This is a genomic window from Streptomyces sp. NRRL F-525, from assembly GCF_000716605.1.
In the GTDB taxonomy this organism is placed as follows: Bacteria; Actinomycetota; Actinomycetes; order Streptomycetales; family Streptomycetaceae; genus Streptomyces.
This window is the reverse complement of sequence record NZ_JNXE01000004.1, coordinates 25,253-39,726: the sequence shown is the minus strand read 5'-3', so window position 1 is coordinate 39,726 and position 14,474 is coordinate 25,253. Positions and strand designations below refer to the sequence as shown.

At 70.6% G+C, this 14,474-nt stretch carries 14 protein-coding genes; 3 read left to right on the top strand and 11 right to left on the bottom strand.

Annotated elements, in window-relative coordinates:
* The first annotated feature begins 152 nt into the window (after positions 1–152).
* The 3 genes from OO69_RS07360 (at position 153) to OO69_RS07350 (ending at position 1,702) form a co-directional block, all read left to right on the top strand.
* On the top strand, positions 153–506 hold the full coding sequence (locus OO69_RS07360; protein ID WP_033279647.1) for a hypothetical protein: 354 nt from the start codon (positions 153–155) through the stop codon (positions 504–506).
* A gap of 145 nt (positions 507–651) precedes the next feature.
* The gene (locus OO69_RS07355) at positions 652–1,323 is read left to right on the top strand and encodes a SigE family RNA polymerase sigma factor (RefSeq protein WP_033279646.1); all 672 of its coding nucleotides are present in this window, start codon (positions 652–654) and stop codon (positions 1,321–1,323) included.
* Between the two features lie 28 nt (positions 1,324–1,351).
* The gene (locus tag OO69_RS07350) at positions 1,352–1,702 is read left to right on the top strand and encodes a hypothetical protein (protein WP_033279645.1); all 351 of its coding nucleotides are present in this window, start codon (positions 1,352–1,354) and stop codon (positions 1,700–1,702) included.
* Between the two features lie 22 nt (positions 1,703–1,724).
* Here OO69_RS07350 and OO69_RS07345 read toward each other — a convergent pair whose 3' ends face one another.
* The 11 genes from OO69_RS07345 to OO69_RS07295 all read right to left on the bottom strand — a co-directional run bounded on the left by OO69_RS07345 (position 1,725) and on the right by OO69_RS07295 (position 14,378).
* Positions 1,725–2,714, bottom strand: a complete 990-nt coding sequence (locus OO69_RS07345; RefSeq protein ID WP_033279644.1) for a sugar kinase — start codon at positions 2,712–2,714, stop codon at positions 1,725–1,727.
* Positions 2,711–3,358 carry a bifunctional 4-hydroxy-2-oxoglutarate aldolase/2-dehydro-3-deoxy-phosphogluconate aldolase gene (locus tag OO69_RS07340; RefSeq protein WP_033279643.1) on the bottom strand — a complete coding sequence of 216 codons (648 nt, stop codon included), beginning with the start codon at positions 3,356–3,358 and terminating at the stop codon, positions 2,711–2,713. Before OO69_RS07340 ends, OO69_RS07345 begins: the two co-directional genes overlap by 4 nt.
* Positions 3,359–3,388: 30 nt before the next feature.
* Positions 3,389–4,207, bottom strand: a complete 819-nt coding sequence (locus tag OO69_RS07335) for a hypothetical protein (protein ID WP_033279642.1) — start codon at positions 4,205–4,207, stop codon at positions 3,389–3,391.
* Positions 4,204–5,349 (bottom strand): galactonate dehydratase, encoded by a 1,146-nt coding sequence (dgoD, locus tag OO69_RS07330; protein WP_033279641.1) that lies wholly within the window; start codon positions 5,347–5,349, stop codon positions 4,204–4,206. Before dgoD ends, OO69_RS07335 begins: the two co-directional genes overlap by 4 nt.
* Entirely contained in the window at positions 5,346–6,122 is a 777-nt protein-coding gene (locus OO69_RS07325) for a FadR/GntR family transcriptional regulator (protein ID WP_033279640.1), read from the bottom strand. Before OO69_RS07325 ends, dgoD begins: the two co-directional genes overlap by 4 nt.
* Before the next feature lie 34 nt (positions 6,123–6,156).
* A complete protein-coding gene (locus tag OO69_RS07320; protein WP_033279639.1) occupies positions 6,157–6,930 on the bottom strand; it encodes an SDR family NAD(P)-dependent oxidoreductase in 774 nt (257 codons plus the stop codon).
* An 87-nt stretch (positions 6,931–7,017) separates the two neighbouring features.
* Positions 7,018–9,084, bottom strand: coding sequence for an alpha-galactosidase (locus OO69_RS07315; RefSeq protein ID WP_033279638.1), 2,067 nt, complete (start codon positions 9,082–9,084; stop codon positions 7,018–7,020).
* Positions 9,081–9,929, bottom strand: coding sequence for a carbohydrate ABC transporter permease (locus tag OO69_RS07310; RefSeq protein WP_033279637.1), 849 nt, complete (start codon positions 9,927–9,929; stop codon positions 9,081–9,083). The genes OO69_RS07315 and OO69_RS07310 overlap by 4 nt, the downstream gene beginning before the upstream one ends.
* Positions 9,929–10,864: a carbohydrate ABC transporter permease gene (locus tag OO69_RS07305; protein ID WP_033279636.1), complete on the bottom strand. Its 936-nt coding sequence runs from the start codon at positions 10,862–10,864 to the stop codon at positions 9,929–9,931. Before OO69_RS07305 ends, OO69_RS07310 begins: the two co-directional genes overlap by 1 nt.
* A gap of 1 nt (position 10,865) precedes the next feature.
* Positions 10,866–12,158, bottom strand: coding sequence for an ABC transporter substrate-binding protein (locus tag OO69_RS07300; protein WP_033279635.1), 1,293 nt, complete (start codon positions 12,156–12,158; stop codon positions 10,866–10,868).
* Between the two features lie 90 nt (positions 12,159–12,248).
* Positions 12,249–14,378, bottom strand: a complete 2,130-nt coding sequence (locus tag OO69_RS07295) for a glycoside hydrolase family 27 protein (RefSeq protein ID WP_033279634.1) — start codon at positions 14,376–14,378, stop codon at positions 12,249–12,251.
* Positions 14,379–14,474 lie beyond the last annotated feature (96 nt).

The following is a 14,474-nucleotide window of genomic DNA, read 5'->3' as shown; positions in this document are numbered from 1 at the left end:
CCCCGTAGAAAAGATTCCTCCGACCTGCAACCTCGATGCCCTCGGAACGTCTGTCCGGGTGGAGGCGCCTCCGAGCCAGGGCCTTCGCCACGGGAAGCCAGCCGTGGCGGCGGCCCGCCAGTCCCGTCAGCATCGACGATTCGAGGAATCACATGTCCGCAGGTCAGACCGTCCGCTGCAGCCTCCGCGCGGGTCGGGTACGGATCGCCCTGGGCGTCACCGGCGCCGCCGCCGCGCTCGCCCTCGGCGGCTCCTTCACCGCCCACGCCGACAACTCCGCGCCCGCCCCGAAGCCGGTTCCCGCCAAGGGCACGCCCGCCGACCAGTGCCCGGAGCCGGTCGAGGCGGTGCCGAACGGGATCGCCCACGCCTACAAGGGCAAGCAGGTGTCGTACACCATCCTGAGCGACGACCCGGTCGACGCGGTGCCCGGCGACGACTGCACCGCCCCGGACCCGAGCAAGGGCACCCCGGTCGACGCCAAGCCCGCTCCCGCCAAGCGCTGACACGCGCGGCGAACTGCCGCTGATCGGCACGGGCCAGTCATCCGGCCCGTGCCGAGGTGAAGCCGCCGGGTACCTGCCCGGCGGCCTCACCGCCCGCCCGTCGACACCGGGCGCAGGTACGAAGACCTTGCTGTCCTGGAGATCCATGAACGCGGCGACGACCCCGGCCTACGGCATACCGACGGGCGGACACCGGCCCCCACGTTTCCCGGCGCGCACCTGGTCGGACGCGCTGCGACGGGCGCTACGGCACCTGGTGCGCGGGGTGTCGCAACGGCGCGAGGACATCCCGGCCGTGCCGGATGCACCGACCGTCTCCGCCGACCTCCACGAACCCGGCATCGACGAGCTGTACACCCACCGCCGCCTGCCCCTCGTCCGCCTGGCCCTGCTCCTCGTGGACGACCTCCCCACGGCGGAGGACGTCGTGCAGGACGTCTTCGCCGCGCTCTACCGCCGCCACGGCGAGCGCCTCACCGGCCTCGACAACCCCGACGCGTATCTGCGCACCAGCGTGGTCAACACCTCACGCTCGGTCCTGCGCCGCCGCCGTACGGTACGGGCCCACGTCCCCGAGCGCGAAGGGCACGCCCCCTCCGCCGAGGAACCCGTACTCCTGCGCGAGGAGCACGGAGAGGTGATCGCCGCCCTGCACCGGCTGACCCGGCGGCAACGTGAAGTGCTGGTCCTGCGGTACTGGTCCCATCTCAGCGAGGCCCAGATCGCCGACACCCTGAGCCTGTCCCGCGGCGCGGTCAAATCCACCGCGAGCCGCGCACTGGCCGCCCTGCGCCGAGAGTTGGAGGCGTCCCGATGACAACACGCGTGACCCCGGAGGCGTTCCGATGATCGAGCAGGACCTCGGTTCCGGCCTCCCTCCGGACCCCCTCGAAGAACGGCTGCGCAACGCCCTGCGTGCCCGGGCCGACTCCGTCGACCTGTACGCACTGCGTCCCGCGACCCCGCCGACCAGTCGGCCCCGGCTGTTCCGGCTCCCGGCCCTCCACCCCGTCCGCCGTACCGCCGTCGCATTGCTCGTCGTGGCCGCAGCGGTGATCGGCGTGCTGTTCCTGGCGCTCCACGAGGTCCGGGAACCACCGGTCGGTCCCGCGAACCGCCCCTCGGTGTCCCCCACTCCCAGCACCATGGATGCCGTACCTGGTCCGGGCGACGTCGACGCCTCACCCCATCGTTGACCGAGCACGATGACGCGCCTGGTCACCCACAGAAACTGCTCCCGGCAGCCCACTCGCTCGCCGGAAGCTCAAGAAGCCACTCGATCCGCGCGCTGTCCGGCAACGGGCCATGATCGGCCGTCACTTGAAGCGCCGAGGCGGCCGTGATGTGTCCCAACCGCAGCGCACGCTCTATGCCGTCCCCGCGCAGCAGCCCGGCCAGAACCCCGGCCGCGAACGCGTCGCCCGCACCGACGGGTTCCACCACGTCCGTGTCCAGCGCGGGCACGATCCGTACGCCTTCGTCACTGAAGGCGACGGCGGAATGGCCGCCGTCCTTGACGACGAGCAGGCGCGGCTGCGGCAACAGCCCCCGTACGTCGGCCGGTTCGAGTTCCGCGCCCCACAACTCCCGCGCTTCGTCGAGCCCGACGAAGGTGATGTCGGCGAGCTCGGCCAGATCGCGCAGCACGGTGGCGGCCGTACCCGGCGGCCACAGCGCGGGGCGGTGGTTGACATCGAAGCTGATGGCGTACGGCCGTTCAGCGGCCGGGACACTGAGCGCGGTGGTCACCAGGCTCCGGCAGGACGGGGACAACGCCGGTGTCACGCCCGTGAGATGGAGTACAGCGGCCGATCTCAGCTTGTCGTCGTCGAGCACATCGGGGCCCATCGCCGAGGCCGCCGAGTTGCCCCGGTAGTAGTGGACCCGGGTCTGCGAACCGTTCGGCTCCTTCACAAGCAGCCCCGTGGGCCGCTCCGGATCACACCGCACACCACTCACATCGACACCGGCGGCCCCGACCTCCGCGAGCACGCGCCGCCCCAACGGGTCGTCGCCCACGGCCGAGAGCCACGAGACGGGAATCCCCAAGTCGGCCAGATACATGGCCACATTCGACTCGGCCCCGGCCACCGACACCCGCAGATCCTCAGCGCACTCCAGCGACGAGGACGGGTCGGGAGCAAGGGCCGCCATGGTCTCCCCGATACAGACGACCCCACCTCCGGCCGACTCCCATCCGTTCGTCATGACACCTCCCGCACGGACGAGACTTCCTCTACGACGGTCAGCAGAGCGCGAGTTCGGGCGCGCAGCGCGGTCAGGCTGCCGCCGTCGGCCGCGTCGCCGACGAGGGGTGAGCCGACGCCGACGGCGGTCGCCCCGGCGTTCAGATACTCCCGCGCGGCCACCTCGTCCACGCCGCCCACCGGCACGAACACCTCGCGCGGGAACGGTCCGCGCAATGCCTTGAGATAGGCGGGACCGCCGGCCTCGGCAGCAGGGAAGATCTTCAGCGCGGCGACATCGAGGGGGCGTGCGGCGAGGATCTCGGTGGGGGTCAACACCCCCGCGATCACCGGCAGTTCGAGCCGCCGCGCCTCGCGGATGCCGTCCCCGAGCGCGGGGGTGACGGCGAAGTTCGCGCCGGCTCGATGGGCGGCGCGGGCATCGTCGGCGGTCAGGACGGTACCGGCGCCCAACGGCCTGTCGGGGCCGAGTTCCTTGCGGGCCCGCTCGATGACGGACAGGGCGTCCGTACCGGTCAGGGAGACCTCGATCAGTTCGACGCCCTCCTCGGCGAGGGTCAGTACGGTGCGTACCGCGGCCTCGGGATCGGTGCCGCGGATGATCGCGACGAGGCGGTGTGCGGCCAGGGCCGCTCGCAGATCCATGTGACGAATTCCCTTCCTGTGCAGGTCGGTTCAGGCACAACGGCAGTTCGCGGCCAGCGTCAGCCGCCACCGCACTTCGCCCGAGGCGGGTACCCGGGCGGCGTCATCAGTGCCGGCCTCGGCGAGGTCGAAGACGCGGCCGAGCATCGGTTCAACGCCCGTGCTCCGATAGGGGTGTTGAGCGGGACAACCGCCCAGGTTGCGCCACAGCGCCATGGACACGGGCTGCCCGTCGGCCTCGATGGCGAGGGAAAGCCGGTCGGCCTGGTCATGGACGCAGCAGTGGGAAGCGTCCACAACCGCCCCTACGGCGGTCCCGTCATCCGGACCCAACCGGTCCAGGCGCAGTCCGCACGGTGCGGGCCAGTCACCCTCCACCCATGAGGCACCGTCCGGCCACTCCCGCTCCAACAGCCGCGCCGCTTCAGGGAATAGCCGCGTACCTGCTCCATCACGAATGCGCAGAGACGCACGGTCGGAGAGGTCGAGCAGAGCATGCGCGGCCCATACAAAGCGGAAGCCCGTGTCGGCCGTCAGGACGTAGTCGACCTCGGCCCCATCGTCGGTCGCACGCACAGTCCGCGCCAATGTAAAGCGATCGCAGTGGAGGACATCCGCAACTCCCTCCCGAGTCCAGGTTCTTGACCAGGCGTCACCGTGGTCGGGAGCACCCCGGACCGTCGGTATGCACTCCTCCAGCCCGCCCGCGTCCACGAAGGTGTCACCGGGGGAAACGTTGTCGCGCTCCGGAGCCTCGCGCCGCCACAGCCACTCACGCCCTGCCGCCCGCAGCGAGGTCCAACGCCCGCCGTGGGCACGGTCGATAACGATGTCCAACGGCACGGTCACCACTCCGCGAAGGAGCCGTCGGGGTGCCGCCACACGGGGTTGCGCCAGGCGTGGCCGGTCCGGTCGGCGGCCCGTACGGCGGCCTCGTCGACCGTGATGCCGAGGCCGGGGGCGTCACCGCGCAGGGCGTGGCCGTCGACAAACCGGAACGGTGCCGGGTCGACGAGGTAGGACAGCAGGTCGGCATCCTTGTTGTAATGGATGCCCCGACTCTGCTCCTGGATAAGGAAGTTGGGGGTGGCGAACGCGACCTGGAGACTCGCCGCCAGCGCGATCGGGCCGAGGGGGCAGTGCGGGGCGAGTTGAGCGCCGTAGGCCTCCGCGAGGGAGGCGATGCGGTGGACCTCCGAGATGCCGCCGGCGTGGGACAGGTCGGGCTGGACGACGGCGATGCCCGCGGCGAGTATGGGCAGGAACTCGCCGCGTCCGTAGAGGCGTTCGCCGGTGGCGAGCGGTACGGGACTCGATTCGACCAGACCGGCGAGTTGACGACCGTGCTCGGGCAGGACGGGTTCCTCGACGAACAGCGGGTGCAGCGGGGCGAGTTCGGCGAGGACGCGGCGGGCGCCGGCGGCGGTGAAGCGGCCGTGGAAGTCGACGGCGACGTCGCGGTCGGGGCCGAGTGCCTCGCGGGCGGCGGCCACGCGGGCGACGACCGCGGCGGTCTCGGCGGGGGTGGGGATCGGTGAGGTGGCTCCGGCCGCGTTCATCTTCACGGCGGTGAAACCGGCCTCGACCTGGGCGGCTATCTGCTCGCGGAGTTGGGCGGGTTCGTCGCCGCCGACCCAGGCGTAGACCCGGACGCGGTCGCGCACGGGACCGCCCAACAGGGCGTGCACGGGGGCGCCGTAGGTCTTCCCGGCGATGTCCCACAAGGCCTGGTCGAGGCCCGCGACGGCGCTGGAGAGGATCGGGCCGCCCCGGTAGAAGCCGCCCTTGGACATGACCTGCCAGTGGTCCTGGATGCGCAACGGGTCCTGGCCGACGAGGTGTTCGGCCAGCACGTCCACAGCGGCGCGGACGACCTCGGCGCGCCCTTCGACGACCGGTTCGCCCCAGCCGACGACGCCCTCGTCGGTCTCGACGCGGCAGAACAGCCAGCGGGGCGGGACGAGGAAGGTCTCGACACGGGTGATCTTCACTGAGACCGGGAGCCTTCCGTTTCTTCGGAGTCCTGTGCGGAGTCCACGTGGGAACCCTCCTCTTCGGAGTCGTCCAGCCGGTCCAGGTCGCGGCCGGCCTGGTCCAGCAGGGCGCGCATCGCGGCCTCGGCGGCCTGCGGGTCCTGGTCGCGTACGGCGTCCAGGACGGCGCGGTGGGCGGGGACCGGGTCCTCGCTGTGCGGGGCGCTGTGCACGATCCGGTCGCGGTGTGCGAGGCCGGACTCGATCACCATCTCCATGCGTTCGAGGAGTTCGTTGTGGGTGGCGGCGAGCAGGGCGCGGTGGAAGGCGAGGTCGGCCTCGACGGCATGGGCGGCGTCGCCGCCCTGCTCCCCCATCGCGTCGAGGGCACCGTCAAGTGCGGCCAGATCAGCGTCGGTTCGGCGCTGGGCGGCCAGGCGTACGGCGGCCGGTTCGATGATGGCGCGCACCTCGGCGAGGTTGTGCAGCAGCGCCCGGTCCGACTCGCTGGTGGAGGCACCCTCGAACTGCCAGCGCAGGACATCGGCGTCGAGCAGGTTCCACTCGGCACGGGGGCGCACGAAGGTGCCGCGCCGCTGCCGGGCGTCGACCATCCCCTTGGCCGCGAGCACCTTCAGCGACTCGCGCAGCGCGGTCAGGCTCACGTCCAACTCGCTCTGCAGCGCCACGAGATCGAGCGTGGCGCCTTCGGCGATCTCACCGCCCAGGATGCGGCGGGCGAGGAGTTCCACGGTCTGGCCGTGGACGCCTCGACGGGCATAGGGCGTCATGTCGTACAGCCTTTCTGCTGGTTGGGGAGCGTGGTCATGCGGAGGCCTTGACGACGCTCCAGCCGCCGTCCACCACGAGACTCGTCCCGGTGATGTAGGAGGCTTCGTCGGCGCTGAGGAACGCGATGGCCGCGGCCACTTCCTCGGGGGTGCCGAAGCGGCGTGCGGCCGTCTCGGCGATGCTGCGTTCCCGTTCCTCGGGCGGCACCCGGTCCCAGGCGGCGGTCAGTATCGGACCCGGAAGCACGGCGTTGACGCGCACAACTGGCCCGTATTCGACGGCGAGTTGGCTGCAGAGGGAGAGCAGCGCGCCCTTGGCGGCGGCGTAGGCGGGATGCCCGGGAATGCCCTTGTGGGCGTGCACGGACGAGGTCAGAACCACCGAACCCCGCCGCTCCTCCAGATCGGGCAGCACCGCCCGGAACCCGAGGAAACTGCCGGTCAGATTGACGTCGAGCTGCCGTTGCCAGGACGGCAGGGTCATCTCGTGGGCCGGGGTGACTTCAACGGTGAAAGCGTTGCTCACGAGGACGTCGACAGGCCCGAAGGTGTGCGCGGCGCCGACGATCCGCGCCCAGTCGTCCTCGACGGCGACATCGGCAGCCACGAACCGCGCCCGCCCGCCGTCCTTGACGATCCGCTCCGCCACCAACTCGCCCCGCTCCTCGGCGACATCGGCGAGCACGACGGCGGCTCCCTCCTCGGCGAGGCGTACGGCCGTGGCGGCTCCGATGCCGGAGGCCGCTCCGGTGACCACGGCCGTGCGTCCGGTGAAACGGGCGCCGTGCCGTCGTACGGACTGGTCCATCGAGGTTCGACTCCTTCGGGTCTCGCGTCCTTCGCGTCTCTCACGGGCAAGGTCTTGCTGGAGAGGCCTGCTGGAAACATAAGGGGCTCACTCGCGTATCAGCACGACCAGGTCCGCGTCATGATCGGCACTCCACGCGAACGGCAGCCCGTAGTGCAGCAGATGCGCTCCGCTGTACGACGTCCCGGTCGCCGCGTCCCGGTAACGCGCCGTCGCGTCCAGTCCCCGCAGCCGAAGCCGGTCCATCCGCCCCGGCACGAGCGGGGCGCCGTCGAGACGCCCGGTGCTCAGCGCTGCTACGACGGTCCGGTCCCCGGCGTCGTACTGCACTCCGCAGCTCGGCTCCTCCGGCGTGCCAAGAAGCCGTGCCTCGCCATGGTGGATCACCTCCCGCGCCTCCTTGTACCGGCCGATCCACCAGGCCGCCTCGGCCCGCTGCTCCGGCGTCCACGCGCGCAGGTCGGCGCCGATGCCCAGCACCCCGCACATGGCGTTGACGAACCGGAAGGCGAGACTGCGCGGGCGCGGATCGAAGACGCCGGGCGCGTCGGTGACCCACGAGCTCATGACGTGCGGGGCGTGCGCGTGCAGGAAGCCGTACTGGGTCGAAAGCCGGTCCAGCGGTGCGGTGTTGTCGCTGGGCCACACCACGTCCGTACGCGCGATCGTCGCATGCTCGATCCGCCCGCCGCCGCCCGCGCAGCCCTCGACGGTGACGTCCGGGTGGGCCGAACGGAGGTGGTCGAGAACGCGCAGGTATCCGGCGACATGCTCGGCGTCGAGGTCGACGCGGCCTGCACCGGGACGGCCTCGCTCGGTGGGCGGGCGGTTCATGTCCCACTTCAAATAGCTGATGTCGTACGTGCCGAGGAGCCGGTCGAGCGTCTCGATCACGAAGTCCTGGACGTCGGTCCGGCCGAGGTCGAGGAGGAGTTGGTTGCGGACGAGTCGGCCGGGGCGGCCCTCGATCCGGTAGACCCACTCGGGGTGTTCGGCGTACAGACGGCTCCCCGGGCTCACGGCCTCGGGCTCTATCCACAGACCGAAGTCCAGGCCCAACGTCCTTACGTCCGCGATGAATTGGTCGAAGCCCAGTGGGAAGGCCGCCGGGTCCGGCCACCAGTCACCCAGTCCCCCGGTGTCGTCGCCGCGCCCGGTGAACCAGCCGTCGTCCACGACGAACAGCTCGGTGCCGATGTCGGCGGCCGTCTTCGCCAGCTCCCGTTGCGCGGCCGCGTCGACGTCGAAGCCGGTGGCCTCCCAGGAGTTGTAGAGGACCTTGCGGGGGCGGTGCAGGCGTTCGCCGGTGAGGTGTCGTTCGTAGCGGTGCCAGACGCGGGACAGCCCGTCGAGTCCCTCCGGGCTGAAGGCGCAGGCGAGTTGGGGGGTGGCGAGGGTCTCGCGGGGGGCGAGGAGCACTGCTCCCTCGTGGGGGACACGGCCCGCCCTCACCCGCACGGCGCCGCCGGGTTCGGCCTCGGCGGTGATGTGCCAGTTGCCGGGCCAGGCGAGGGCGATGCCGTAGGCGGCCGGCGACTCGCCGTCCTGCACCGCGAGCCAGGGCGCGTACGCGTGTCCCGGTGCGCCTTGCAGGCTGCCGATACTGAACGTGCCTCTGGGCAGGTCGAGTTGGGTGCGCTGGAACTCCTGCGACCACTGGCCCGTGAGGTACGTCAGGCGGGCAACGCCAGTGACGGGGATGTTCACGGCGGCCGAGTCGAGGCGCTCCAAGCGCATTTCCTGAGCAGCGGCGGTGAACTCCGTCCAGCGGAGGATCACGTCTGTGCCTGGCACGGTCTCGTAGTGCAGGACGGTACAGAGGCCCAATTGCTCGTCGTGGAAGGTGAGTCGTAGCGCGCCCTCGTCCTCTTCGGCCCCGGCGAACTCCCACCACACGCCCCGGTCGTCGCCGTCCGGACGGGACGCCACCAGCTCCGAGCCGGTGAACGGCCGTAGTCCGTACGGCAGATACTCGGCCGGTGCCGCGTCGGCGGGGGTGATGAAGTGTGTGCGCCTCGACCAGTCCAGGGCGGAGGGACCGTCCTCGACGCCGAGCGGGCCCCATGCGTCGAGTTCGGCCCAGGGGCCGTCCGGGGACAGGCGCACGGTGTAGCTGGTGTTCTCCGTGCGCAAGGTCCAGCGCTGGTACGTCACTTGACCGCCCCGAGGTTGAGCCCGGCCACGAAGTGCCGCTGGAAGCGGAGGAACACGGCGACCGTGGGGGCGGCGGCGATGACGGAACCGGCCGCGATGACGTTCCACATCGAGACGAACTGGCCCTGAAGTCCGATGAGGGCGGCGGTGATCGGCATCTTGGTGTCGCTGCGCAGCACCGTGATCGCCCACAGCAGGTCGTTGAAGATCCAGGTGAAGGACAGGGCACTGAGCGCGGCCAGGGCGGGGCGGGTCAGCGGCAGGATGATGCGCCAGAAGATCTGCCAGGGGCCGGCGCCGTCGACGACCGCCGCCTGCTGGATCTCCGTCGGGATCGACCGCATGAATCCGTGCAGGACGAAGACGTAGAAGCCGACGCCGAAGCCGATCTGCACGCCGATGAGTGCGGGCAGGGTGTCGAAGACGCCCATCACCTCGCTGAGCTTGGACACCGGGATGAGGAGGATCTGCGGCGGGAGGAGGTTGCCGCCGAGCATGAGGAGCAACAGGGAGCGGCGGAAGGGGACTTCGTAGCGGCTGAGGGCGAAGGCGGCCATCGCGGCGAGGGCCAGTGTGATCAGGACGCAGGGGATGGTGACGATCAGGCTGTTGATGAGGGCGCGCTGTTGGCCGCCGTCCACCCAGGCCTGGTGGAAGTTGCCGAAGGTGAAGGAGTGCGGCCAACTGCCCAGTCCGTGGGCGGCGATGTCGTCGAAGGAGCGCAGGCTGGTCACCAGGACCAGGGCGATGGGCAGCAGCCAGAGGATCGCCAACGCGCCCGCGCCGAGGTGGAATCCGGCGGTCGCGGCGCGCTTGCGGCGCAGGGCCGTGGAGTTGGCGGACATCAGTCGGCCTCCCGGAACGCGCGGACGAGGTAGGAGCAGATGACGCCGAAGGCCAGCACGAAGATGACGACGGCGAGGGCGGAGCCGTAGCCAAGTCGCAGGGACTGGAAGGCGGTTGAGTACATGTAGGTGCTCAGCAGCTCGGAGGAGTGGTAGGGGCCGCCGCGGGTCAGCGACCACACGACGTCGAAGGAGCGCAGCGAGTCGATGACGATGACCGACAGAACTACCGCGTTGACACTGCGGAGTTGGGGCAGCGTGACGTGCCGGAGGCGCTGCCAGGCGCTGGCGCCGTCCACCTTGGCGGCCTCATAGAGGGCGGGGTCGATGCCCTTGAGGCCGGCCAGGTAGAGGACCATGACGTAGCCGATCTGGCGCCAGAGCGCGGGCACGATCACGGCGTAGAGGGCGGTGTCCTGGTCGGCGAGCCAGGCGTGGCGGAGGCTGCCGAGGCCTACGGACTGCAGGAGTTGGTTGAGGACGCCGTCGGGCTGGTAGATCGCCTGCCAGACCAGGGCGGTGGCGACCAGCGAGAAGACGACCGGCAGGAACAGGGCCGCGCGGTAGAAGCCGACGCCGCGGCGCTCCTGTTGGAGGAGGAGTGCGGCGGCGAGGCCGAGCACGGCGGACAGGCCGCCGAAGAGCACGAGCCAGAGGACGGTGTGGCCGGCCGCGCTGCGGAAGACCTCGTCGTGGGCCATCTCCCGGAAGTTGCCCAGGCCGACGAACTGCGGTGGGGAGACGCCGTCCCATTTGGTCAGGGCGAGGTAGAAGCCCTGCACGGCGGGCCAGAACACCCACACGGACTCGGCGAGCAACGGGATCAGGACGAAGGCGAGTACCAGCGGGGGTGTGCGCCGGGGGCCCCGAACCCGCTTGCCCGGGGCGGGCGTTCGGGTCGGGGACTTCCGGTCGGGCGCGGTCAGGACGGCCATGTCAGGCGTTCCAGATCTTCTCGGCGTCGCGCTGCCAGTCGGTGAGGATGCTCCCGATCGACTTGGGCTTGGCCAGGAACTTGGTCAGCGCGTTGTCGGCGGTGGGCTGGAGGGCGTCGCTGGAGTCCCGGTTGAAGAACTGGGTGATCTCGGTGGCCGCCGCGATGTGCTCGCGGCCCTTGGTGACCAGGGCGGTGCCGGCGTCCTTCGCGGCGGGGTTGCAGGGCAGGACGGTGCCGGAGGAGCCCTTGATGTAGATCTCCTGGGCCTCGGCGGTGGCGAGGTACTTCATCAGGTCGATCACCTGGTCGTGCCGACCGGTGCGGGCGCTGGCGAAGTAGCCGTCCGTGGGCGCCTCTTCGGCGAGCGGGACCTTCGGGTCGATGATCGGGAAGCGGAAGAAGTCGATGTCGTCGAGAGCGTTCTTGGGCGCCGCGTCGGCGAAGAAGGTGCCGATGAGCATCATGCCGCTGCGGCCGTTGAGCAGCGAGGTGGTGGCGTCCTGGAAGGCGACGGCGGCGCCGTTCGGGTCGAAGTAGGGCAGCACCTCCTGCCAACGGTCGAAGACCTTGCGCACCTCGGGGTCGTCGAACCGGTGCTTCCCGGCGAGGAGTTGGCGGTGGTACTCGGCGCCGTTGATCCGGATGTCGAGGTAGTCGAACCACGCCGAGGCCACCCAGGCCGTGCCGCCGCCGGCGCCCAGCCCGATCGGGGTGACGCCCTTGCTCTTGAGCTTGTCGCACAGGTCGAGGAACTCGTCCCAGCTCTTCGGCTCGCTGACGCCCCACTTGGCGAAGTTGGACTTCCGGTAGAACATGCCCCACCAGTAGTAGGTGGTGGGCACGAAGACCTTCTTGCCCGAACTCGTAGACGTGCAGAGCGAGTTGAGCGCCTTCGAATAGCGCTTGAGGTCGGGCGAGGAGGTCCATGCCTCGTCGAGGTCGAGCAGCAGGTTCTTCTTGGCGTACGCGTCCGCCACCGAGCCGGGGTACCAGGTGTACACGTCCGGCGGGTTGGCCGAGGTGAGGTACGTCGGCAGCTGGGTGCGGAAGGTCTCCGCGGCGACCGTGTTGAGGCTCGCCCGGTCGGAGCCCTTCTTGGCGTAGGCAGCGACGAGGTCCTCCATCGCGGCCTTGGCCTGCGGGGCGGAGAGGTTGGACTGGAGGGTCACCGCGCCCTTCGAGGAACTCTTGCTCGATGAGGTCGAGGTGACACAGCCGCTGAGCAGCGCCGCCGTCCCCGCGGCACCGAGTCCCGCGAGGAACCGGCGTCGGTCTGGCTGATGGTTCGTCATGGATGGCTCCCTGTGGATCCCGCGCGGATCCAGATGCACGCGGTTCCAGATTCACGTGGCGTCCCCACCACGTCAAGAATAATTACTAATTTAGTTGAACTGGGTCAGGTGCACATAGCCGTCGACTCCGCGGAACACCGCGTCGACCGCCCCACCCGGCCCGGCCACCGCCCCGAGCGCACCGTCGAACGCCGCGCTGGGGAAGGCGAGTTGCTTGGTCCAGCCCTGCCACGCACCGTTCTCGTACCGCTGCCGCCAGAGCGTGTAGTCGGCGGCCCGCGCGTACAGCACCACGGCGTCCCCTACGGCGACCAGCGTCGGACTCCCGCTGACGGTCCCGCCGACCGAAGCCCACGGCGACCACTCCCCCGACGCGTCCCGGGACCGCGTCCACACGTCGTCGGCCGCACTGCGCACGGCGATCGTCACCTGCCCTTGCGCGTCCACGGCAGCGGACGGCCGCCCGTACACCGCCTTGCCACCGGGTGCGCCGAGCGAGGTCCAGCCGGTCGACGGGCCACGCTGCACGACCTGCCCGTCCGTGCCCGTGGCGAACAGCGTCCAGTGCGCCGGATCGGCGAACGCCGCCGACGGCGCGTCGGCCACCCGGCCGCCCAGGCTCTGCCACGCACCCCAGCGGCCGCCGACGTAGACGCGCCGGTACACCCGGGAGTCGGCGCCACGCACGAAGACGTCGATCCGGCCGCCGGCCGAGGCGTACGCGGCGGGCTGGCCTAGGATCTCGCCCTTCGTGGGACCGCCGAGATCCCGCACCCGAGAGTCCGTCCGCTGGACGAGCGAGCCGTGCGGTCCGCGCAGGAAGGTGCTCAGCGAGTCACCGTCCCGCACCACAGCCGGACTTGCCGTGGCCTTCTGACCCAGATTCGTACCGGGCAGGGCGTCCGCCCCCGTCAGCTTCAGGAGCGCGGTGCCGTGCGCCGGGACCTCGACGGTGTACGACCCCGTGTGCGTGCCCCGGTCGGCGCGAGCCCGCAGGTCACGCACCCGGACCGACCCGCCGAGCCCGGCATCCGCGAACTGCACGGTGCGCAGGGCGGGTTGGTCGGACCGGTTGAGCAGGACGACCGCGCGTCGGCCGTCACCGGTGAGGACCTTGCTGTAGACGTCGCCGACGGAGTCGCTGGCCACGCGTACGCCCTGGACCGCGAGCGGGTCCTGGTCGACGGCGATGATCTCCGGGTTGCGCAGAGTCGCGAGCATCGAGTCCGACAGGGTGCGCGGGTCGGAACCCAGCACGAGCGGCGAGCCCATCTCGGCCCACATCACGTACTGCGTGGTGGACTCCTCCTGGGTCAACTCCAGCGTGCCGTCGGACATTTGACGCATGGGGATGAGGTAGTCCGGGTCGTTGTAGTGCCCGGGTCCCTGCGCCTCGGGGTGCCAGGCGTTCGCGTCCATGTTGCGCAGGATGTTGGGCCACTGGCCTGGGCTCGGGGTGCCCCAGGCGATGTCCGTGCCGGTGCGCCAGGAGTCGGCGATCGTCGGGCCGTAGACGTACGTGTTGTGCGCGTCCTGCTCGGGGGTGTGCGGCAGGCCCCAGTCGTCGGTGAGCGGGTTGCAGAGGTTCAGCAGCATCTTGCGGCCGGACTTGGCGACCGCGTCGCTGAACTCCTTGAACGCCGGGCCCGGATCGAGCTTGGCGCCGATGCCGCACAGGAAGTCGACCTTGACCGCGTCGATCTTCCAGCCGGCGAACTGCCGCGCGTCCGCGTCGTAGTGGCCCCTGCTGCCGAGCCCGCAGCTCTTGCCGCCGTCGTAGGTGCCGGCGTCGGTGTAGATGCCGGCCTTCAGGCCGCGCTGGTGCAGGTAGGAGACCAACGCGGGGATACCGGACGGGAATCGCTCCGGGTTGGCGACCAATCGCCCTTGCGCGTCACGCGGGTTGTCGGCCTGCCAGCCGCCGTCGAGCCACACGATGTCGTAACCGGCGTCCCGCAGACCGCTGTTGACCAGCTTGTCCGCGACGGAGCGCACTTGCTGCTCCGTGGGCGCGCCCAGACCGTAGTAGGTGTTCCAGCCCATGTACGGCGTCGGCGCGAGACCGCTGTCGTAGTAGTCGGGTGCGCCCTGGTCGGCGCCGGTCTGCGCGGTGGCCACCGGGGCGGCGGTCGCCGCCAGTACGGTCGCGATGGCGACGACGGTGGCGCGGCGCGTCCGTCTCGAAGCCGCGGGTGTGCGGACCTGCGGTTGTGAAGTCACTTGCCTCTCCCGAGGGTTGGGAAGCAGGAGGACGTGACGCGGGCCGCACTGCGACAGGGGCTTCCGGCGTCACGGCGACGACTGTGGCGCGCGACC